The following is a 21,415-nucleotide window of genomic DNA, read 5'->3' as shown; positions in this document are numbered from 1 at the left end:
CATCTCCCCATCTCTTTTCAACGTGGGGGAACATAAAATTTTTGTAAGCGCAATATTGACCAAAAAAAACGGCTTCTAAGTAATAACACTATGAGAGTCACAATTCCTAAGCCGATTGTTGCTATTTTATTTGTCCAAGTTAATTGCAAGGAACCAAGGTAGTGAGAACCAATAATTACGGCATGAATTGTACTTAATATCAAAGCTGGAACGCTCAATAAATGAATTTGTCGCCAATATTTACCTAAAGATTTTTGTAAATAATCAAAGCTGGTTAAAGCGGCGGGAATCATTAACACTAAGGCTACTGCACCAAGAGCCATACCAACTTGAAATTCTGATGGTAAAAAGAAAAAACTATTAAGTTTCCATGAAAGTGAATGTTCCATCATGTGGAAAGTGTGGGCTAAAGAAACGACGAAAGCACCAACCCCCAAAGCTCGACGATAACGCATTGGTGCCGCCCATAAACCGCTGAGCGGACGAGCAATCAGCGCTAACATCAGCAATATTAAACCAGCGTGTCCGGTGTAGTCTACCATTGTGTCACCAGTCCGCAGTAGGGTAATTATGCCGATTGTCAGAGTTACCCAACCACCCAAACGAAATAATTGCGATCGCCGATCTTTTCCAATTAACGATGCAGATACTCCTACACCCAACATCATCGGCAAAGTTCCCAAACCAAAAGCTAGCATTGTGGCTGCACCCATCCACATATTTCCTGTTTGAGCGGCTTTAATTTGGGCTGCATAAAGAAAACCACAAGGCATTAAACCCCAAGTTATCCCTAAAAATGCTGGTGTGTACCATCTGTTTTGCAATGACAGTTTGGACATTCCTGTACTTAAACGATTGTGTAAACCACTTTGTAAAAATGGATGCAAAAATGGAATTTTGGGTAAAAAGTTGGGATTAATTTGTCGAAGTCCAAACAAAATCAACATACTTCCAGTAATAATCGCTATCCAGGAGCGTAATCCGCTACCAACTCCTGCTAATTGCCCACCTTCCAACAATATAGAACCTAATGCCCCAATTGCAGCACCAACAAAGCTATAACTCAAAATACGCCCCAAGTTAAGCAGAACATGGAACTTAGATTGTTGCCACCAATTAGTATTTTCACTTGGGGAAGACAAAGAAAATGCGACAGTCAAAGGTCCGCACATTCCTACACAATGACCAAAACTACCGAGAAATCCCAAGGCTGCAATTAGGAAAAGGTCAAGTACCATTTTGGATTTTAGATTTGAGATTGTGGATTATAAAAGAGTTTTTCTGGAAAATATTCAAAATATATTTTTTTTTGGGCGCTGACATCTTGTACCATTCTCAATTAGCCCTCATAACTACTTTAGAATCAATTCCGGGGCTAGTACTCCACCACATAAGTTATGAGGGGTAATCAATGTAATATTGTAGGTTGGGCTGTTCGCGCAAGCGTTGCGAAGCAAAACGTAGTGGAGCCTCGGCACCCGCGTTGGGTTGCGCTATGTCCTGTCGGACAGGCTTCGCCAACGCTTAACCCAACCTACGAAGAGGTATTTTAACTCCTCAAAATTAATGTGGTGGACCACTAGTAGTGCGTTTTATTAATCTGATGGGATAATATACTTCTTCTAAACTCTTTTAGTTGCAGGCTTATAAACTGTGATATCGAAGGGAATTTTACCCTTACCACAAATTAGTTATGTCCCTGATGTTTATTTACTGCTTGTGAAACTTTGACAATTTCTATATCTTCGATTAATTTACCGTTACTAGTCCAATCAGCATGATTGTTAGCATTCAAACTTACCTTAATGCGGTTTTCACCAGGTTGAAGATTTTCGAGGTAATACCAAGAACTATACAATCTGGTAATTTTTTTATCGTTAATAAAAAGATGAGCGTGTCCTTCTCCGGGTTCTGCTGCTGCGTTAACTTTGTCGGGTACGAATTCAAAATTAGTCACTTTTGCTTCTAGATTCCATCCCTTCTTAGCATCTTGATGTATAACTAAATCAACAGTTGGTATCGGTTGTCCTTGAAGAACTTCGATTTTTTGATGATGTGAGCTATGTCCACCAACCATATCAGCAACAGTCATAGTCCCACTTTTTGCATTCGCAATTACGGAAACAAATGTAGCCGTAGCGACAAAAAAGTGTTTGATTTTCATAGCAAAAACAAGTAAAAAATACCTTTACAAAGGTAATAATTTAGATGATTTTGAGCATCCTGTCAAAAGACAGCTTGTCGTAGTTGAGCTAACTAAACTACTATGATTATGATTCAGTAAAAAAAATAAGCAATTGTCATTTCGTCCAAATACACTTTGTTAACTTATATCTTGCACAGAGCCGCATAATTAGCTAAATAATCAAAAATATAAATAAAAATATAACTAACGTAAAGCTGTAATATTTTTAGTCCATTTTTATGGACTTCTGCTATCAGACTGAGACTTGCAGTCCCAGGCGGGTAAAAACGAAGTCAAATAATTAGTAATTATTTTAACTATAGGTTTCTATGGTGCAAGATATGAGTTAATCCACTATTAAAATTTAGCTGAATTCAATTGATTATTTGATGATGACAAAAAAATATGAGATGGAAAATTAATCATTAAAAATTTATTTGAATACAAAAAAAATGATGCAGCCTGATAACCAAGCAAATTAACGAAGTCATTAATTTAAAGTAGTTGAAACTACTTTAATTCATACATAGATATGTAATTATAAGTAGGAGTAAAATATTGCATATTTCACTTAAGTATAATCGCGTAGAATTTAAGCATAATTTGAAGTAAGTGCAAGGAGCAAAGAGGATTTAGACGCTAAACAGAAATAATTTATCCAATGTAAAACACAAGACTAAATGCAAAAACCAAAACCAGGATTGGAACTACAACACTAAATTCCAATTTGTCGGTTTTCAATATGTCGATCAAAGACATAGGAATTATTATTGGCCAAAAAATAGTTGAGATAATGAACATTACAAAAGATAAAAATTTCTCCTCTGGAGAGGAAGTTGGATGACGTAGAGTAAATTTCAACCAGTTAATGAAAAAATAGCAACTCATTAACAAATAGCTGAGGATAATAGCAAATTCAATTTTGTTCATCAACGATACTCCTGAGTTATCCAAAATGAATGGGATTCAAGGGAAAATACCAGCTAAAAGTATTCATGACTGCTAAGTATTTTTTAGTTTTTTCAAGGGTTTATACTTCTATCTATGTCTATATTAGTAGAATTCTCAAAACCGATAAATCCGTGTTAACACTTATTTTTTATACAGACGTAAATTTATAATTCCAAAAGCTGATTTGAGTTAGTTATTTGCCGATAAAAAATTAAATTTTAAAGCTATTAATCAAATAAATTTTTATCGGGAGCGATATCACTGAAATCCTTTTACATCAGTGTATGTAGTATATTTAAAGCTAATTATTATTTACTATTCATCTTAACTATAACTACAATTTGTCAATTTAATTTTCAGTCTAATTGTAGCAATTATAACTTAGTGCTTTGGAGATAAATAAATATTAAACAAAAGTTTTATCTTCATTAAAAAAAATATAAATATATCTTGAGTATAAAGTATATTTACGCAATAATTAATAGATATTTTTTACTTCAATAAATAAAAGTCTAGCTTTTGAGTATATAAACTGAATTTATCGACCTAAGTTCCGATTAATTTTGTATAAATAAATGCAAATTAATATGATATTTTAATTTAAACTCCAAGCCATTAAGCTTACAGCATTAAATACTAAAGAGATATTTTGCAGTGAACACCCCGATTCTCTGTAAATTGGTATGTAGCATTCCGCCATCAAGGTAACTTAATTATATTTCTTCACAACATGATTGGCTATTTTTTTTAATGTAGTGTTTAATAGTATCGAGGTCAATAAAATAATCAGCAACATCAATCAAAGATTCGTTAGTCATCGCTCGCAAACTAACAACTTCAACTCTAGCACCTTGATAAGCTACAGCATTTACAGCATAAGTTAACTCTCCATCTCCACTTACTAAAACCGCAGTATCATAATAGGGAGATAAATTCATCATATCTACAGCAATTTCTACGTGTTGATTTGATTTTCTCGAACCATCTGGAAGTTGAATTATTTCTTTTGTCACCACACGATAACCGTTTCTACGCATCCACAGTAGAAAACCTTGTTGCTTTTCGTTGTGACGATCAACTCCAGTATAAAAGAAAGCTCTTAATAATCTTGCTTCTTTTGTTAAATAACAAAGTAATTTGGTATAGTCAATTTCAATACCGAGTTGTAAAGCTGTATGAAACAAATTGGAACCATCAATAAATATCGCAACTCTACCACGATTGGAAGTAATTTTTAATCGAGAAGCCTGTTTCTTCGGCATCCGCGTTTCTTCATCTGCAAGAATAATTTTCATTCTTTGTTGTTGCTTGTTAGGTTGCATTTCAGCAGTAAAATTTGTAATATCCATAAATTTTAAGGTTGTCAAGATAATAAAAGTTATCAAATTCAATCGGTATTTCTTCTAGAAATTAAACAGTATAAGTTACATATATATTAATTTTTTTTAATCCCATAAAAAAAAGTAAAGTCATATTGAAAGTCAACAATTGTTCATTGGCTAGTTGAATCACAATAAAGCAGATAAATTTATTGTAACGAAACTTTTATTTAGTTCTACATAACGTAAATTATTTTGACATTATTTGAAAAGTAAAGTCTTAACAAATTATCAAAAAGTTGATAAACAAAAGTAAAATAAGCAACATTATCAAGATAAAATAATCTACTTCTTCATGTTTTTGCTTGATAATAATCCCATAAACTTCACCGAGTCTTATTGGTAATTTGTGAGGGTGAATAGATTTAATCAACAAAACTATTTAGATAGTTACTTACTCAGATTTCATTCAGAAGACTTGACTTTAATACGCTAATAGACAAACAATTGACACCTTTTATAGAAAAGTATTTTTTTGGATTAATTCTTTAATCTACTCAATTTTATTCATCAAGCAATTTACTAAATCCGGATATTACTTATAACTCTGAATACTTAGGATACATCAATTTTAAATAAATACAGATACATTCTTTATAACTGCTCGAATGATAAAAAACTTCATAATTATACAAAGTTATCATGTCAATTGAATGTAAACTGTATTGCATAATTTTCGTTGTTTAAATTAATTTACAAAGTATAAATAGTATATGTCGGCTAAAATAGATAAATTATTTGAGTAATAGGTGATTTGCAACACATTTTAAAACCCCTTCCTAAATATTAGAAGAGGTTTAAATGCAGTCAAAGAAATATTTGATTGAAAAATAATTACTTGGCGATCGCTTTAATAGATAGTATACGAAGTTCTTCCCGTACACTCATTAAAATACGTCCCAGATGATTGTGTCCGGTTTTATTTGCACCGCAACCCCAAAAATAATCTTTAGGTGAGTCTTCTACCAACCACTTATCGTTAGTAGAAAGCAGAATCTCTCTAATGTCAGAGTGAGTTAGAAACTTTTTGAGTACCGCTTCCCGCATCACTTGAGTTTTGACAACCTCCCAATCAGCACGAATTTGACGAGTAGAACATCGTCCCAAAGCAGCAGCTTCTTCTGGAGTGGAAGCCCCATGAATCAAAGGTATAATTTTCTCATCTGGACTTCCTACGAACTTTTGTGCTTGGTAATAATGCTCCACCGTAGACCAACAAGTATTGTACATTTCAATTGGGTGAAGAGAAAAATTAGAAAAACAACCATAGGGCTGGGAAACTTTGTAAAAATAAATAGTCATATCAAAATAGCTATTTTATACATCAACTTCTATAATGCCTGTAGATGTTAGCAGCTTGCTTGTTGAATTGAAATTTCTTCTTTTTCTACAACCTCTAGGCAGAAGTTTTTTCCTTGATTAAAGCTTTACCGTGGAGACTAAACGTCTATAAGGTAAAAGGTAAGAAGATGGAGCCACAATTGGCTAGTAGTCAACGTAAACCGCTGATTGTAGCCGGAATTTGTCTGGGTATAGGATTAGGAGGATTTTTTGATGGTATTGTCCTCCATCAAATCCTGCAATGGCATCATATGTTAAGTAATGTTAAACCGCTGACCAATCGCCCCAATATAGACTTGAATGTACTTGGAGATGGTATATTTCACGTCTTTGATTTCTTGATGACCGTTATCGGAATAGTATTGTTATGGCAAGCAGGAAAGCGTAATGATCTTGCTTGGTCATCGACAACTTTTTTTGGCTCAATTGCGATCGGTGTTGGTTTATTTGATTTAATTGAAGGAATAATCGACCATCAAATTCTCCGGGTTCATCATGTTAAACCCGGGCCAAATGAGTTTGCTTGGGATATGGGATTTTTAGCTCTTGGTACCTTGATTGCAGTAATTGGCTGGTTAATGTTACAACAAACAGGCAAATCAACTATGAAGAATTGAGTATTAAGGATAATAGATGGAGTATAAATGTTTATAATTTATTGTTTATAATTTATCCTTCATCCTTTCCTTTACCCTATTTATGGCTCTCCTTTCAAAAATATTTTGCCAGATATATCTCCCAAATGGAATATTGACGAGCGGCTATTAAGTGCTTTGAAAATATTGTTTTGGATAGCTTTAAGTTTATTCTTAGCTTGGATAGCATTACAATTGTGGCGAGAATTTCGACCTTATTTTTATACTTGGTGGGGTAAAATTAATCGGTTTGGTACAGGAAACGGAAAACCGTTAGAAACCCAGTTTTGAGCCACTCTCAGGTCTAAAGACACTGAGATTCAGGCATTACCTTCTAACTTTTCGTCCTTCTTGACTATCTGGTTAGAGGTTAGCACTTCGTTAGACATCCGCTCCGAGGGATTATAACTATCCCTACTTTTACACTCGGCTACTCGATTTGCGGATTGATACTGTTGCCACCCGTCTAACAAGAACGGCTCCGTCCCTGGATACTCACATTGAGCATCCCAAAGTGACAACTTGTCGTTATACACGCATCTACTCAAAAACGCGCTAAACAAATCCCTGTGCATAGGTCTAATACCTGTAACGTCTTTATGCACTCTTTCTGATAGTTTCTTTTTGACACGAGTGCCATCAAGATGGGTTTGAGATAACGCTGTTTTTTGAGTGGAAAATGTTAGAAAATAACCGTTAGCGTTTTCAGCTTTCCGTTTAATTTCTGATTGAAAAAATCCTGGTGACTTAGCAGAAATTGCTTTGCCGTAACGTTTATGCCAGCCTTTAATACTTACTCTCTCAGTTTTTATTTGATTACCATGACGCAATATCTCATTAACTATTTTACGGTTTTGACACTTTGCATAACTTGATTTACGCCGCTCTAAATCTGCCTTTTTAGCTTGTATCCGGCGGTAGTTTCTGGTTTTTATCCATTGCTTTTTACCTTTTTTAACTTTACCTTTCTTACGAACAATTTTATTGCCAACTTTTTTATCAAAATCAGGCTCGAAATTATCTGGATTATGCATTCTCTGAGAACGCTGCATCTTGTGTTGAAGTGCTTTTATCTCACGTTCGTAAGTCGGCACTTTCTCTGCGAATGGCAACAATCCAGCTTTATTATCCGCAACAAACGCAACATTAGAAATGTTAATATCTAATCCAACAATCCCTTGTGTTACGTAGTTTTGAGGTTTTTGATATGGTAAACCCTCATTAATTAATTGAATAAACCAGCGTCTTTTCCTGTTAAGGTTACGCCATAAAATACGGCAATATTTAACAGGCGAATTTAACCCATGAACTAACACTGGATTATTCCAATCAATAACAGGAATTAGTATTAATTTCTTCCATAAAACCTGGTTATTGACAACCCTTATGCCAGTAGCGTTTGACTGCCCTTCTACTGATTTAAAGCGGGTAGTTACCTTAAACCGTACTTTTTTAGCTTGACCAAACAAGATTTTATCTACAGCCTTAAAAGCTCTTGTGCCTATCGTCTGCTTTTCATGAGCGCCTAACTTACTGGTTATCCACTTGCTACGGTTAGCCGTTTGAGTCGCAAAAGTTTTTAATGCATAATCGCTAAACCTATGCTGTTCTCTGGCTTGATTGAATAAATCTTGCCGTTCTTTCTTGCTAACTCCTTTTAATTTCTTTGCCTGTTTGTATGGCGAGCAGTTACGCACCAAGTTCATACGAATTAAAGCTTCGTTAAGGCAAGCGTTATAGAGTTGTCTTGCTGCTTGAAAACGAGCGAGTAGTTCTTTCTCTTGTTTGCTATCTACTTTTAACGGCATTTCAGTTATGAACGATGGTGTTTTGCTTTTTAGCATTTGACCGACCTCTCAAACAGTGCTATAAGCAGTATAGCCGTTAGTTACCATACCGTCAAAATTTATGAGAAATTCTAAAGGTCATTTTGTTAAAGGCAACGAGGAAGGTTTTACAACCACAAGAAAACAATCTTTAACCGCTCAAGTTTCTATTCGGTTAATTCCGCAAGTTAAAGAAAAACTAAAAAGTATTCCCGACTGGCAGAAGCGAGTCAGAGATTATATCGAAAACATAATAAAAGATGACGGCGAATAAATTCGCTTTTCATCGAACTAACCCAGGTTTAAAAACTCTGGGTTTGCGTTCTCTTGGAGTTTCTTATCAAGCGGTACCTGGTTAACGCGATCGCAACAATTATCTGGTCAGGGGAATTACCGTGAAGCCTGTCGTATGCTTTACCTGGCAGCATTACAGTATTTACATGAAAAAGCAATTCTTCCCCACAAACGTAGTCGCACTGACGGTGAATATCTACAATTATTAGAATTATCTGCAAATTCCATCCAACCTTACTACACTCTCATCACCACTCACGAACAATTATGTTTTGATGAAAAGGAAATCGTCTTAGATAATTACGAACAATGTCAACAAGCGTATCAACAAATAGTTAAAGGTTAAAGGTTAAAGGTTAAAAGTCCGGATATTTATTCCACAACTCCTTTTATCGCTGCTAACGCTTATCAAGATAATATTAATAACTTTAAGTATTTAGCAGATTTGGTTAAACAAGACGAAAACATAATATATGTAGATGAATATATCCACGGTTACAAAGACGCTAAAATTAGAGACAGGGAAGGAGAAGGAAATTTATTCCGTTATCTGGCTAAAACTCCTAATCCAAGCAGACTTTCGCCGCATTCAATTAACCCCGGATGTATTACCTTCAGATATTACAGGTACGAATATTTTTGATTTAAATACTCGCAGTTTCAGTTTAAAAAAAGGACCGATATTTACTCAAATATTATTAGCAGATGAAATTAACCGTACCCCTCCAAAGACACAAGCCGCGCTGTTGGAAGGAATGGAAGAATTACAGGTAACATTAGATGGTGAAAGCTTGCCTTTACCCGAATTATTTTGGGCGATCGCCACACAAAACCCTTTAGAATTTGAAGGAACTTATCCTTTACCAGAAGCGCAATTAGACAGGTTTTTATTTAAGTTGGTAGTGGATTATCCCGACGAAGTTTCCGAAAAGCAAATGTTACTCAACCGTCAAGCCGGATTTTCCGCCAGACGCACGGATGTTGCAAGTATAAAACCTGTTGCTCAAGTAGAGGAAATTACTGAGTTAAGACAAGCGGTAAAGCAAGTTAAAGTCACCGAAGCGATTATTGATTATCTTTTAGCATTAGTCAGAATATCACGTCAAAATCCCGATTTAGCATTAGGTGCTTCACCTCGTGCTGCTAATGCCTTTACAATCGTGCGGTAGCTTTAGATTTATTATCCCAACGGCAAGTAGCATTTGCCCAACTCAAACAAAAAGGTGTCTTGGTACTAGATGCACCAGCAAATCAAATTACAGATAAGTTAGTCGATCGGTATTTACAGTTGAAGGCACGGAATCAGATTTGAAAATGTTAGTACCACCGGAGTGAGGAGTTAGTCAACTGTCAACTGTTAAAACATATCAGCTGGATCTGCGGATTGAACTTTACGAGTAGCGACAGCACCAGAAATCATACACATAATGATAGTCATTACTTGTACTTGAATAGCTCGCGCTACAGTCATGTAAAGCGGTAAATTGGTAGCATTACGGGTGAGTGCGTACAGCCCAGTTGAAATTGCGGCTCCAGGAATAAAACCTAATATAGCTAAAATTATCGCTTCTTCAAAAACTACGCTCAATAAAAAGAAATTACGATATCCCATGGCTTTGAAAGTCGCGTATTCTTTCATATGAGCATTAACATCGGTGGAAAGCACTTGATAAACAATAATTACTCCCACAATGAAACCCATTGCTGTACCCAAACTAAAAATAAATCCTATAGGAGTATTGGTTTGCCAATAAGCTTTTTCAAATTCAATAAATTCTTCTTTTGTTAAAACTTTAACATCATTGGCATTTCTTAAATGATATTTAAGTTCATCTGCAACTTTTTCGGCTTCATAACCTGGTTTTAAGCGAATCAAACCTAAATTCGTACTTCCTGAATCTTGTCTAGAAAATAATCTTAAAAAGTTTTGATCGCTAGTCATTAAAGTTCCATCTGCGGCAAAAGATGCACCAACTTTAAACACATTTGCAATGGTTATTGTTCTTCCTTGAATTTCTGTTGTTACCACTTTTCCTTGTTTAATTTGAGCAATAACTTGGTCGTATGTTCCTCTGGTTGCTTCATCAAATAAAATGGTATCTGGTAACTTAATTGCATCAATATTTTGATTAACTTCTGGTAAATCAAATGCCGGTTTATCGGGATTAAATCCAATAATCATTACTTGAGTCTTGAGACGAGTTTGGGGGTTTCTCCAAGTCACAAGACTGTTGTACATTGGTTCTGCTGTTGCGACTCCAGGTACATCCATCGCTTGATAAAGTCGTCGTCGAGTAAAGGTAGATAAATCCTGTAAGTTTAGTGCTTGGGGACTTAATAATACTAAATCAGCATTTAAACTATCATGTAAACGAGTCGCGCTATTAAATAATGCACTTTGGAAACCAAGCTGCATCAACATCAACAAATCTGCAAAAGCAACCCCCGACAATGCTACTAATAAACGTCCTTTTTGACGACTTAATTGTAACCACCCTAAAGGTGTGCGTCGTTGTAATTGTTGGATAAATCCAATCATATTAATTTTAGATTTTAGATTTTAGATTTTGGATTTCAAATTTTTAAGAGTTAGGAGTTAAAAAACATTTTGCTTGTAAAAAAAAACTAAATTTTTAACCATCAACTGTCAACTGTCAACTGTAATTTATATTTCAACTACCGCTCTTACCTGTAAATTGGTGAATCTTGCGGCTTTTTCGCTGGATTCATCGTTTAATCGGACGTGTACTTCTACTACTCGCGAATCTATATTTGTGGAAGGATCGCTGTTAACTACATTTTGTCGCTGTACCTGCAAACCAATTTGATCTACAATACCGTTTAATTTACCCGGTATGGCATCAGCTAATAGTTCTACTTGTTGCCCCAAACGGATATTATTCACATCACTTTGGTAGACTTCTACTATTGCGTACATAGTGCTGGTTTGACCAATCTCTACTATGCCTTCATTGACTACTTTTTCTCCTGGACGAGTATGAATGTCAAATATTTGACCATCTTGAGGAGAACGCACGTAAGCTTGTTTTAAGTCTGCTTCTGCTCGATTCATCGCTGCTACAGCACGGTTGACTTCTGCTTGAGCAACTAATACATCTACTGGACGAACTTCAACTATACTTTCTAAGGTTGCTCTACCTTGATTTATTTGTTGTTGTAAAGATGATTGAATGCGTTCTAAATTAGCTTCTGCTTCTGCTAATTGTTGCTGTCGAGATGATTGAATACGTTCTAAGTTGGCTCTTGCTTCTGCTAATTGCTGTTCCTTAGAAGCTTTAATCAGTTGTAAATTTGCTCTTGCTTCTGCTAATTGCTGTTGTGCTGTTTGTAAAACTAAATTTTTACTATCTCTTAATGATATGGAAATAGCTCCTGCTTTATACAAGCTTTCATAACGCTGGTATTCTAATCGCGCATTTTCTAGCTGTGCTTCTAATCTCGCAATTGTTGCTCTTTGTGCTTCTATTTCTCTAACTTTTTCAGCTTCTAATCGATTAATTGTAGCAAGTTGTGCTTTAGTCTCTGTATTTTTTTCAACTCGTAATCGATTTACTGCTGCTTGCTGTGCTTTAATTTCTGTCGTTTGCTCAGCTTGTAAACGAGCAACACCTGCTTTCTGCGCTTCGATATCTCCTTGTTTTGCTCCTGCTTCCACCTTCTTCAAATTTGCTTGAGCAACTCTCACGGTTTCTTTGGCTTCTTTGAAAGCAGCCATAAGACGATCGCGACTGTCCAAAACTGCGATTACTTGATCTGCTTTGACTTTATCTCCTTGCTTTACTAGCAACTGCTCAACTCGGCTTGCTTCTCCCCCCATGGCTGGTGCAGACAACTGAATGACTTGTCCGTTGGGTTCGAGTCTTCCCAGCGCTGTCACGGTTTTTATCTCTGGAATTGCCGGAATTGGCTTTTCGGGCGTTTTTACGATTTCTCCACCCTTAAACTGTTGTAAAGTATAAATGCTGGCTCCACCCATGGCAAAAGCTGCTACCGTAACAATTAACCGTGATGAACGAGAAACTTCGGGAGACTCGGAATTATCTAGTTTAAGGTTATCTAACATGGCATCCCCAGAAATACTGAATTTTGATTATTTCTTATTTATAATACAATTAGACTAAACCGACTAGTTTAGTTGTGCTGCTTGTAAATTTCATGGAATTTACCTTGATCAGTCTCAGCACCTCCAGGGAACACCAACGCGACATTTAAGTAGGTAGGCAGTAAAAACCTTGATTATGTAACTAAATGTAAATTTGCCTAAAAGCCTCTTCCCTTCTGCCTCCTGTCTCAACGATAAATATTTATGTCCACCTACTTAATAAATTTTCGTAATGACTTTAGTTAGTAACTATTAGAGGCTGAGTGCTTTTTGCTTGCTAACTCCAAATTATCAAAATTTAGATAAATTAGAACTAGTGGTTTATCACATAAATTATGAGAGGCATTACTTTAGCCCTATTTATAGGACTTTTGCTGTTAGACTCTTAGTTGCAGTCCCTGGCGGATTAGATATTCACCCCTGATAATTAATGTGGCAGACTACTAGTAAACTAAAATTTTAAGGCTTTTAGTAGTTAAATATGACTACAGTCTATATTATATTGGCGATTTTAATCACGGGAGGTATAATCTCCACTTTGGGCGATCGCGTTAAAAGAAAAATCCGTAAAGAAAGACTTTCACTATTTAATCTCCGTCCCAAACATACGATATCACTCGTAGCGATGCTGACGGGTATGTCAATTTCGGCATCAACCCTTTTGATTTTATTTGTGGCTGACAAAGATTTGCGAAGAACAGTATTTAAACCAGAACAAATTCATCGAGAAATTCAAAGCAAACAGCAAGAGTTGAAACTAGTAACTCAACCCCAATTGGAAATTAAGGAAATTGGAAAAAGTTAGTAGGATGTAATGAACGTGCGTAAGGCGCTTTTTAGATATATTATTTCACCATTGTAGCTATTTTATACGCCTAACACACTTGGCAAAATATTGTTAACTCCTAATCTAATTTTCATAACTAAGTAGCAATAATATGCAAATCAACATTACTCAGGGCTTCCATTAACTTCTGGACTATTGAGCCTTTAAAAAAAATCTCCCAACGAGAATGACGAGTTTCACCAATAACGATTTGAGTAATACGTTCTTGACGAGCAACATCAACAATAGTTTTTAACAGGTTTGAAGAACGAATATGTAAAAATTCACCACCAAACTCTTGAGACAAACGTTGGCAACTTTCAACGTGTAATGTTTCTTGGCGAGAAAGAAAACGTCCAGTATTATTTACAAATAATATATATAATTTGGCATTCATGAAATTGGCAATACGTGCGCCACGTCGTAAGAGTTGAATAGAATTAGGATAGGTAGAAATGCAAACCAATATTCTTTCTTGTATATTGCAGTAATTTAGATTATTCTCTTCAATTTTTTCTTCTTCAATGTTATCAGCAATTTCTCGTAAAGCTAATTCCCGTAATGCAATTAAATTACTTTTCTTAAAGAAATTTTGTAGAGATTTGTCTATTTTTTCTACTTTATAAATTTTTCCTTCTTGCAATCGTTCTTGTAAAGTTTCGGGAGTGACATCGACAACAATTACTTCATCTGCTGCTTCAAGTACCCGATCTGGAATACGTTCGCGGACTACAACACTAGAAATTTTTAATACTAAGTCATTAAGACTTTCTAAATGTTGAATATTAACTGTTGAATAAACATCAATACCCGTTTCTAGGATTTGTTCTACATCCTGATAGCGTTTTTCATAAACTGAACCGGGGACATTTGTATGTGCTAATTCGTCGATTAGTACTAACTGTGGATTGCGAGCGATAATCGCATCGGTGTCCATTTCACTAAGCCATCTTTCCTGCATTAAAATCTGTTTACGAGGAATTATTTGCAAATTTTGGGCTTTTTCGGCTGTTTCTACACGTCCGTGGGTTTCTAAAAGTCCAATAACAACATCAATTCCTTGTTGCTTTAAACTATATGCTTCTTCTAACATTCGGTAAGTTTTACCAACTCCGGGAGCCATACCGATAAAAATCTTATGTTTACCTCGTCGTTTAGGACGTTCGTATTGGTTAGATATATGTTGATTAGATACAGCTTCGTTCGATTCAAACATAATAGGAAATACTACTCTTTTTGCGTTGGAAAATTTACGATTAAAAAACCGCAGAGAACGCAGAGAGCGCAGCGAAAAGTGTGGTCTTGGGGGTCTCCCCCATGAACAACTTTTCAAGACAGAGCAAATAAGTAAAGAGAGATAAGTAATTTTAGAAGCTCGTGCCTTTATACGAGAAAAATTTTCAAGTTATCATTTCCTCTGTGTTACTTTGCGATAACTCCGCGTACCTTTGCGTTGAAATTTATAATTTATCCAAAGCCAAATTCAATTTCAAAACATTAACTCCTGGTTCACCAAATATTCCGATAAATCTGCCGTCAGTATTTTGAGAAATCAACGGTTGAATTTTTTCTACAGAAATATTTCGCGTTTTTGCAACTCGTTCTAATTGTGCTTGAGCCGCTTCTGGGGTAATGTGAGGGTCAAGACCAGAACCAGAAGCATAAACCAAATCATATGTAGGTTCAATTCCGGCTTGTTGCAATTTTTTGATTTCTTTTTGAATGCGAATAATTAATTCTGGATTACTAGGAGCAAGATTACTTGCACCCGATACTCCTGTGGGTGCAGCGTCTTTTCCTTCACTGTAATTGACGCTGCTAGGACGACTCCAAAAATAACGGTCTGAATTGAAAATTTGTCCAATTAAAGCACTACCAATAACCTGTCCTTGGTTATTAGTTATTAAACTACCGTTGGCTTGATAAGGAAAAGCAACTTGCCCCAACAAGATAATTAAAAATGGGTAAATCAAAGCAGTTAGAAGCCAAAGTGAAAACGTATTGCGAACTGCAATTATAAATTCTCTAGCCATGATTTAGAAACGCTCCGGTTGTAAAATTACAGCAAATAAATAAACACCAAGTCCGACAGTTACCAAACCTAAAACACCCAAAGCATAAGCAGTAGTACGCTCAATATTGGGAGTCGCAGCGTAAACAGCAGGAGCAACGATTATATTCAAACACAAACCTAAAAATATCCATAAAGGAAACTTTTGTCGTCGCCATTCCGACCAAATGAAACTGATAAAATCAAACTGGTTTGTAGTTAGAAATACTTTTTGTTTTAAATTAATTAGTTTCATGAGAATTGTGAATGTAGGATGGAAAGAATCTTTTTTTAACGCAAAGTGACGCAGAGGTAAGCGCGGAGGAACGCGGAGTTTTTGAGTTGAGATGTTGAGTAATTTATGCCAAACCAACAGCAGTAATCAAAACATCAATTATTTTCACCGCTACAAAAGGTGCAATTACACCACCCAAACCGTAAATAAAAATATTGCGACGCAAAAGTTGATTAGCACTCAACGGACGAAATTCTACACCTTTTAAAGCCAAAGGAATTAACGCCGGAATAATTAAAGCGTTGTAAATTAATGCCGATAAAACCGCTGATTGGGCGCTGGTTAAACCCATAATATTTAAAGCTCCAATTCCTGCTGCTGCAAACATTGCTGGAATAATTGCGAAGTATTTGGCAATGTCATTGGCAATCGAAAAAGTTGTTAGCGCTCCACGAGTAATTAATAACTGCTTACCGATAGTTACCAAGTCAATTAACTTTGTCGGGTCTGAATCTAGATCTACCATATTTGCTGCTTCTTTCGCCGCTTGTGTACCGGAATTCATCGCTACCCCGACGTTTGCTTGAGCTAATGCTGGTGCATCGTTGGTACCGTCTCCTGTCATCGCTACTAATTTACCTTTGGCTTGTTCGGCTTGAATTACGGCGATTTTGTCTTCTGGTGTCGCTTCGGCAATAAAGTCATCTACCCCCGCTTCTTTGGCGATTACCGAAGCCGTAATGCGGTTGTCTCCTGTTAACATTACGGTACGTACCCCCATACGTCGCAACTGGTCGAAACGTTCGTTGATACCCGGTTTGACAATATCTTTGAGATAAACAACACCATAGGTTTCCTTACCGCGACATACTGCGAGGGGCGTACCTCCTAAATTAGATACTCTTTCATAAGCTGCATCCAAGTCAGATGGAGGTTGTCCGTTGCGCGATCGCACAAAACCGCGAATTGCATCTACCGCACCTTTACGCACTTCCTCACCATTGGGTAAATTGGTACCGCTCATCCGGGTGCGTGCGGAAAATTCCACACCTTCAGCTTGTTTGCGATCGAAATCAATATCTCCCCCCAATTTTTCCGCCAAACGTAGAATCGATTTACCTTCGGGTGTGGTATCAAATAAACTGGCGGCTAAAGATGCCGATGCGACTTCCTCAACTGAGTGTCCGTTAACTGGTATAAATTCTTCAGCCAAGCGGTTTCCTAATGTAATCGTTCCCGTTTTATCCAGCACCAAAGTATTGATATCGCCGCAAGCTTCTACCGCTCGTCCAGAGGTGGCAACAACGTTAAATTGAGCTACCCGATCCATTCCGGCAATACCGATCGCACTTAATAATCCCCCGATGGTGGTAGGTATCAAAGCAACTAACAGAGCAATTAAAATTGCAATACTTACAGGACTATTTACGTAAATTGCCGGAGTGGGAATTGTGGCGATTACAATTAAAAATACCAGAGTTAGCACCGCTAACAACACCGTCAAAGCGATTTCGTTGGGAGTTTTAGAACGTTCCGCACCTTCAACCAGCGAAATCATTCGATCGATAAAGCCTTTACCAGGGTCGGAGGTGACAGTAATAATTAATTCATCGGAAACTATAGTAGTACCGCCAGTTACCGAACTTGCAACATCAGAACCGGGTTCTTTTAATACAGGTGCAGACTCGCCAGTAATTGCCGACTCATCAACAGAAGCCACACCCTCGATAACTTCTCCATCTGCCGGAATCACATCACCAGCAATGACTTTAATTCTGTCTCCTTTATGCAAAGTGGTAGAACTGACTTCCTCAATCCCACCATCTGGTAAGAGTTTGCGAGCAATGGTATCTCCTTTAGTAGAACGCAGGGCATCAGCTTGAGCTTTACCGCGTCCTTCCGCAACAGCTTCGGCGAAATTGGCGAAAACAACTGTTAAGAAGAGAATCACCGTAATTAAGCCGTTAAATAAGCGTTGGTTTTCCCCTGCAATTGCACCAAATACGTAGGGGTTAATAGTTAAGACTGCGGTAATAATTGTACCAATCCATACTACAAACATTACCGGATTTTTGATCGCATTGCGGGGATTGAGTTTAACAAAAGCTTGTTTAAAAGCGCGTTGGTAAATTTTGTTCCTATCGGCTTTGGGTGTGTTTCCTCTTGGGGAAGGCTCAGATTTTGCTGGTGTTTGTTTGACTTTCATAAAAGTGAGGAGTGAGGAGTTATATATTTTGGAACGCAGAGGAGCGCAAGGTTAAGCGCAGAGGAGCGCAGAGTTTATCCCTAAGCTGCTCCTGAAGCAATTCTGGCAATCAGAAAGGCTTCGGCGATCGGTCCGAGGGCGAATACTGGTAAGAAGGTTAATGCGCCTAAAATTAGAATTACTCCTGCTGTGATTCCGGTAAATAATCCGGTATCGGTTCGCAGGGTTCCTGTGGTTTCGGGAACGGGTTGTTTGTGCATCATCCCGTCTGCTAATAACAATAATGCAATCAACGGTAGGTAACGTCCTGCGAGTAAAGCTACGCTTGTGCTTAGGTTCCACCATACGGTATCGTCTATCAAGCCTTCAAAACCAGAACCGTTGTTAGCTGCGGCAGATGCGTATTCGTAAATTACTTGTGAATAACCGTGAAATCCTGGATTGGTGATCCCTGGGTTAATCCCTGGTATTTGGGTAAATGCCATGGCAATTGCACCGGGAATTAAAATCATGATGGGATGAACTAGTAAAATGACACTAGCTAGGACTATTTCGCGTTTTTCGATTTTGCGTCCTAAAAATTCTGGGGTTCTTCCTACCATCAACCCGGTAAGAAATACTGTCAAAATCAAGAATATAAATAAATAAGCGGTTCCGGTTCCCTGTCCACCCCAAACAATTTGTAAGAACAGATTGAACATTGTCACCATACCACCACTGGGCATCAGGGAATCATGCATCCCATTCACCGCACCGCACATTGTCCCCGTTGTCGCTGCTGCCCAAAGTGCAGTTAAAAATGCACCGAAACGAACTTCTTTTCCTTCTAAATTGGGTGCGTTTGTATCTAAAATTGAGTTAACTATCGGGTTTCCTTGATATTCGCCAATTGCAGCTACGCTAATTAATGCCGCGAAAATTACAAATACCATCCAAAATAACAACCAGGCTTGTTTGGTATTCCCCACAATTACGCCGTAAGTGTAAATTAGTGAGGCGGGAATCGCCATCATAATTACCGTTTCTAACAAGTTGGTCAAATTATTTGGGTTCTCAAAAGGATGTGCTGAGTTAATTCCAAAAAATCCACCACCGTTTTCACCCAATTCTTTGATAATCTCAAAATGAGCAACTGGACCGCGAGCGATATATTGCGTAGCACCGTCTAAAGTTTTTGCAGTTGCAGGTCCAGCTAAGGTTTCGGGTACCCCAGCAGCGAGGAGAATTACAGCTCCAACTATAGAAATGGGTAGTAAAATCCGGGTAATCGACATAGTTAAATCCACATAGAAATTACCCAAATCTCTACCAGTTAACCCGCGAATAAAGGCGATCGCGACAGCAATTCCTGTTCCCGCAGAGGTAAACATGAGAAACCCTAGCGCTAGCATTTGACTAAAGTAACCGTAGGTGCTTTCACCGGAATAATGCTGTTGGTTGGTATTAGTTACAAAGGAAATTGCCGTATGTAAAGCCAAATCCCAACTTGGTGCATCTAAATTTATCGGATTAAGCGGTAATACTCCTTGCAACATGAATATCAAAAACGCAAACGCGCCCATAATTAAATTACTAAAAATCACAGCGCGGATGTATTGCCAAACTGTCATCGAAGTTTGATGACGCAATCCCGATAAAGCATAAATTAAACGTTCTAGAGGTCTCATTACCGGGTCTAACATCGTTTTTTGACCTAAAAATACTCGTGCCATATAACCGCCAAGCAGCGGAGTTATAGCTACTAAAATTACCAAAGTAATCGCAATTTGGATAAATCCTAATAACATATGTTTATTGAAATTGACAAAAGATTTTGAGTTTGATTTGTGTCTACAGAAACACCAATCCGATATAATTACTAATTAATGTGTTTAGTTCCTGAGTAGTTAATAGCAGTTTTTATTGAAACTATATTCTTATTATCTTGGCTTTTCTATCAAAAACAATATACAACTGATATAAAAGTAAGTTTATTTTTAATGGTTAAATTATCTCAGCGTTTATAAACATTTAGAACAGTTATATATCATCAAATATATATCAACGATAAACATAGCTTTATTTAAGGAAGCAGGCTTCTTAAGTAATGCATTTCTCAATCAAATTAACATCAAAATTACTTATTAAAAATACAGAAACAATTATTTTTTTTATGATTCAGAAGATTATAATAAAGCAATATCCTATAGATAGATATTTTGGAAATAATTATTATTCTGAAAGTATAATTATTGCTAATTAAAATATTTTTAATCAACTTAATAAAAATGCTAAACAAACAATTCAACCGACTTCAACCGTTGATACAGTCGTATTCATCCCGTCAATGGCTAATTATCGCTATATTTATTTTGGTCATGATTTTGGAATATTCCACACCACCTATTTATGTATTTGGATATCTATATATTGGTGCAGTACTTTTAGCAAACTCGCGTCTGAGCCAGAAAACTACTGTTTGGGTAACAACAAGCGCGATCGCCTTTACAATTCTTAACTTAGTAATTCCTGGTGTGGAAACCATTAGTTTACCAACAATTGCCAACCGCTTAATTGTCGTCGCAGCATTAATTGTTACTGGATGGTTGGGTAAGCGCAATCGTAAATACGAAGAAGCGATAGCGCGTCAAAAAATGCAAATATTAGCGCAAGAAAAAATGGCTTCGCTACGGGAAGATTTTGCTTCCACCCTCACCCACGACTTGCGAACCCCACTTTTAGGAGCAATCGAAACACTCAAAGCTTTTGAGTCAGAAAAATTTGGTGCGGTAACTCCTAATCAACATAAAGTTTTGCAAGTAATCAGGCGATCGCATCAAAATACTTTAGAGTTAGTGCAAACGTTACTCGATGTTTACCGTAATGATACGCAAGGTTTACAATTGCGTTGTTCATCAATAGATTTAGTCACAGTAGCAGAATCGGCAATTTCGACTCTTCTTGATTTAGCTTCATCTCGCCAAGTATACATTCACCTGGGTTTCGCTAGTTCAGAGTTTCGTTCGCGAGCTATAGTGAATGGAGATGCTTTACAGCTACAGCGTGTTTTTGTCAACTTGATTGCTAATGGGGTTAATCATTCGCTGCGAGGTGGTAAAGTAGAAGTTGTATTTATTCCCAATGGAATTAATCATACAGTCAAAATTATGGATCAAGGGCAGGGAATTACAGAGGAAGAATTACCCTTATTATTTGAAAGGTTTTATCAAGGACACACTAACCGTCAAGCCAAAGGTGCGGGTTTAGGACTTTATTTGAGTCGGCAAATCATTGAAGCGCATGGCGGTAAAATTTGGGCAGAAAAACGTAAAAGTGGTGGAGCTATCTTCGGGTTTAGTATACCTGCTTTTGTTAACAATTAGAG

19 protein-coding genes are annotated in these 21,415 nt (G+C 36.9%); 7 read left to right on the top strand and 12 right to left on the bottom strand.

Annotated elements, in window-relative coordinates; translation table 11 throughout:
* Positions 1-17: 17 nt before the first annotated feature.
* From IQ247_RS11200 to ybiA, 4 genes are all read right to left on the bottom strand, one after another.
* Positions 18-1,238: an urease accessory protein UreH domain-containing protein gene (locus tag IQ247_RS11200; protein ID WP_193919909.1), complete on the bottom strand. Its 1,221-nt coding sequence runs from the start codon at positions 1,236-1,238 to the stop codon at positions 18-20.
* Positions 1,239-1,687: 449 nt separating this feature from the next.
* Positions 1,688-2,164: a hypothetical protein gene (locus IQ247_RS11195; protein WP_193919907.1), complete on the bottom strand. Its 477-nt coding sequence runs from the start codon at positions 2,162-2,164 to the stop codon at positions 1,688-1,690.
* A gap of 1,685 nt (positions 2,165-3,849) precedes the next feature.
* A complete protein-coding gene (locus IQ247_RS11190; protein ID WP_228059650.1) occupies positions 3,850-4,398 on the bottom strand; it encodes a LabA-like NYN domain-containing protein in 549 nt (182 codons plus the stop codon).
* Positions 4,399-5,349: 951 nt separating this feature from the next.
* Positions 5,350-5,817: a riboflavin biosynthesis intermediates N-glycosidase gene (gene ybiA, locus IQ247_RS11185; protein ID WP_193919903.1), complete on the bottom strand. Its 468-nt coding sequence runs from the start codon at positions 5,815-5,817 to the stop codon at positions 5,350-5,352.
* A gap of 167 nt (positions 5,818-5,984) precedes the next feature.
* Here ybiA and IQ247_RS11180 point away from each other — a divergent pair, with 167 nt between their 5' ends.
* Together IQ247_RS11180 and IQ247_RS11175 are read left to right on the top strand one after the other, a co-directional pair.
* A complete protein-coding gene (locus IQ247_RS11180) occupies positions 5,985-6,473 on the top strand; it encodes a DUF2243 domain-containing protein (RefSeq protein ID WP_193919901.1) in 489 nt (162 codons plus the stop codon).
* Between the two features lie 105 nt (positions 6,474-6,578).
* On the top strand, positions 6,579-6,782 hold the full coding sequence (locus IQ247_RS11175) for a hypothetical protein (protein WP_193919899.1): 204 nt from the start codon (positions 6,579-6,581) through the stop codon (positions 6,780-6,782).
* A 29-nt stretch (positions 6,783-6,811) separates the two neighbouring features.
* Here IQ247_RS11175 and IQ247_RS11170 read toward each other — a convergent pair whose 3' ends face one another.
* Positions 6,812-8,335 (bottom strand): transposase, encoded by a 1,524-nt coding sequence (locus IQ247_RS11170; protein WP_193919897.1) that lies wholly within the window; start codon positions 8,333-8,335, stop codon positions 6,812-6,814.
* A 64-nt stretch (positions 8,336-8,399) separates the two neighbouring features.
* On the opposite strand from IQ247_RS11170, the gene IQ247_RS11165 reads away from it, so the two are divergent.
* From IQ247_RS11165 to IQ247_RS11155, 3 genes are all read left to right on the top strand, one after another.
* Positions 8,400-8,591: a hypothetical protein gene (locus tag IQ247_RS11165; protein ID WP_193919895.1), complete on the top strand. Its 192-nt coding sequence runs from the start codon at positions 8,400-8,402 to the stop codon at positions 8,589-8,591.
* 135 nt (positions 8,592-8,726) lie between these two features.
* Positions 8,727-8,957 carry a DUF4129 domain-containing protein gene (locus IQ247_RS11160; protein ID WP_193919893.1) on the top strand — a complete coding sequence of 77 codons (231 nt, stop codon included), beginning with the start codon at positions 8,727-8,729 and terminating at the stop codon, positions 8,955-8,957.
* Positions 8,958-9,090: 133 nt separating this feature from the next.
* Entirely contained in the window at positions 9,091-9,780 is a 690-nt protein-coding gene (locus IQ247_RS11155) for an AAA family ATPase (RefSeq protein ID WP_193919892.1), read from the top strand.
* 188 nt (positions 9,781-9,968) lie between these two features.
* On the opposite strand, the gene devC is transcribed toward IQ247_RS11155, so the two are convergent.
* Together devC and IQ247_RS11145 are read right to left on the bottom strand one after the other, a co-directional pair.
* Entirely contained in the window at positions 9,969-11,150 is a 1,182-nt protein-coding gene (devC, locus tag IQ247_RS11150; protein ID WP_193919890.1) for an ABC transporter permease DevC, read from the bottom strand.
* Positions 11,151-11,276: 126 nt separating this feature from the next.
* Complete coding sequence (locus tag IQ247_RS11145) at positions 11,277-12,695, bottom strand: HlyD family efflux transporter periplasmic adaptor subunit (protein ID WP_193919888.1); 1,419 nt, start codon at positions 12,693-12,695, stop codon at positions 11,277-11,279.
* A gap of 520 nt (positions 12,696-13,215) precedes the next feature.
* On the opposite strand from IQ247_RS11145, the gene IQ247_RS11140 reads away from it, so the two are divergent.
* Positions 13,216-13,539, top strand: coding sequence for a DUF3084 domain-containing protein (locus tag IQ247_RS11140; protein WP_193919886.1), 324 nt, complete (start codon positions 13,216-13,218; stop codon positions 13,537-13,539).
* 118 nt (positions 13,540-13,657) lie between these two features.
* Here IQ247_RS11140 and IQ247_RS11135 read toward each other — a convergent pair whose 3' ends face one another.
* The 5 genes from IQ247_RS11135 to kdpA form a co-directional block, all read right to left on the bottom strand.
* A complete protein-coding gene (locus IQ247_RS11135; RefSeq protein WP_193919884.1) occupies positions 13,658-14,776 on the bottom strand; it encodes a histidine kinase in 1,119 nt (372 codons plus the stop codon).
* Positions 14,777-15,020: 244 nt separating this feature from the next.
* Complete coding sequence (gene kdpC / locus IQ247_RS11130; protein WP_193919882.1) at positions 15,021-15,593, bottom strand: K(+)-transporting ATPase subunit C; 573 nt, start codon at positions 15,591-15,593, stop codon at positions 15,021-15,023.
* Positions 15,594-15,596: 3 nt separating this feature from the next.
* On the bottom strand, positions 15,597-15,866 hold the full coding sequence (gene kdpF / locus IQ247_RS11125) for a K(+)-transporting ATPase subunit F (protein ID WP_193919880.1): 270 nt from the start codon (positions 15,864-15,866) through the stop codon (positions 15,597-15,599).
* A 103-nt stretch (positions 15,867-15,969) separates the two neighbouring features.
* Complete coding sequence (gene kdpB / locus IQ247_RS11120; RefSeq protein WP_193919878.1) at positions 15,970-18,051, bottom strand: potassium-transporting ATPase subunit KdpB; 2,082 nt, start codon at positions 18,049-18,051, stop codon at positions 15,970-15,972.
* An 80-nt stretch (positions 18,052-18,131) separates the two neighbouring features.
* Positions 18,132-19,838: a potassium-transporting ATPase subunit KdpA gene (gene kdpA / locus IQ247_RS11115; protein ID WP_193919876.1), complete on the bottom strand. Its 1,707-nt coding sequence runs from the start codon at positions 19,836-19,838 to the stop codon at positions 18,132-18,134.
* Between the two features lie 480 nt (positions 19,839-20,318).
* Here kdpA and IQ247_RS11110 point away from each other — a divergent pair, with 480 nt between their 5' ends.
* On the top strand, positions 20,319-21,413 hold the full coding sequence (locus tag IQ247_RS11110) for a sensor histidine kinase (RefSeq protein ID WP_193919874.1): 1,095 nt from the start codon (positions 20,319-20,321) through the stop codon (positions 21,411-21,413).
* The last annotated feature ends 2 nt before the right edge of the window (positions 21,414-21,415 follow it).

Origin of the sequence: Plectonema cf. radiosum LEGE 06105 (assembly GCF_015207665.1) — a bacterium.
Classification (GTDB): Bacteria; Cyanobacteriota; Cyanobacteriia; order Cyanobacteriales; family Nostocaceae; genus Rivularia; species Rivularia radiosa_A.
The sequence above is the reverse complement of the archived record's forward strand: the minus strand, read 5'-3'. Positions and strand labels throughout refer to the sequence as shown.

Excerpts from the sequence above, each read along its gene's own strand:
- IQ247_RS11195 (WP_193919907.1), bottom strand. The coding sequence starts at position 2,164 with ATGAAAATCAAACACTTTTTTGTCGCTACGGCTACATTTGTTTCCGTA.
- IQ247_RS11180 (WP_193919901.1), top strand. The coding sequence starts at position 5,985 with ATGGAGCCACAATTGGCTAGTAGTCAACGTAAACCGCTGATTGTAGCC.
- kdpC (WP_193919882.1), bottom strand. The coding sequence starts at position 15,593 with ATGGCTAGAGAATTTATAATTGCAGTTCGCAATACGTTTTCACTTTGG.
- IQ247_RS11140 (WP_193919886.1), top strand. The coding sequence starts at position 13,216 with ATGACTACAGTCTATATTATATTGGCGATTTTAATCACGGGAGGTATA.
- IQ247_RS11190 (WP_228059650.1), bottom strand. The coding sequence starts at position 4,398 with ATGCCGAAGAAACAGGCTTCTCGATTAAAAATTACTTCCAATCGTGGT.
- IQ247_RS11170 (WP_193919897.1), bottom strand. The coding sequence starts at position 8,335 with ATGCTAAAAAGCAAAACACCATCGTTCATAACTGAAATGCCGTTAAAA.
- IQ247_RS11145 (WP_193919888.1), bottom strand. The coding sequence starts at position 12,695 with ATGTTAGATAACCTTAAACTAGATAATTCCGAGTCTCCCGAAGTTTCT.
- kdpA (WP_193919876.1), bottom strand. The coding sequence starts at position 19,838 with ATGTTATTAGGATTTATCCAAATTGCGATTACTTTGGTAATTTTAGTA.
- IQ247_RS11165 (WP_193919895.1), top strand. The coding sequence starts at position 8,400 with ATGAGAAATTCTAAAGGTCATTTTGTTAAAGGCAACGAGGAAGGTTTT.
- IQ247_RS11110 (WP_193919874.1), top strand. The coding sequence starts at position 20,319 with ATGCTAAACAAACAATTCAACCGACTTCAACCGTTGATACAGTCGTAT.
- IQ247_RS11155 (WP_193919892.1), top strand. The coding sequence starts at position 9,091 with ATGAATATATCCACGGTTACAAAGACGCTAAAATTAGAGACAGGGAAG.
- IQ247_RS11200 (WP_193919909.1), bottom strand. The coding sequence starts at position 1,238 with ATGGTACTTGACCTTTTCCTAATTGCAGCCTTGGGATTTCTCGGTAGT.
- kdpF (WP_193919880.1), bottom strand. The coding sequence starts at position 15,866 with ATGAAACTAATTAATTTAAAACAAAAAGTATTTCTAACTACAAACCAG.
- kdpB (WP_193919878.1), bottom strand. The coding sequence starts at position 18,051 with ATGAAAGTCAAACAAACACCAGCAAAATCTGAGCCTTCCCCAAGAGGA.
- devC (WP_193919890.1), bottom strand. The coding sequence starts at position 11,150 with ATGATTGGATTTATCCAACAATTACAACGACGCACACCTTTAGGGTGG.
- IQ247_RS11160 (WP_193919893.1), top strand. The coding sequence starts at position 8,727 with ATGCTTTACCTGGCAGCATTACAGTATTTACATGAAAAAGCAATTCTT.
- IQ247_RS11135 (WP_193919884.1), bottom strand. The coding sequence starts at position 14,776 with ATGTTTGAATCGAACGAAGCTGTATCTAATCAACATATATCTAACCAA.
- ybiA (WP_193919903.1), bottom strand. The coding sequence starts at position 5,817 with ATGACTATTTATTTTTACAAAGTTTCCCAGCCCTATGGTTGTTTTTCT.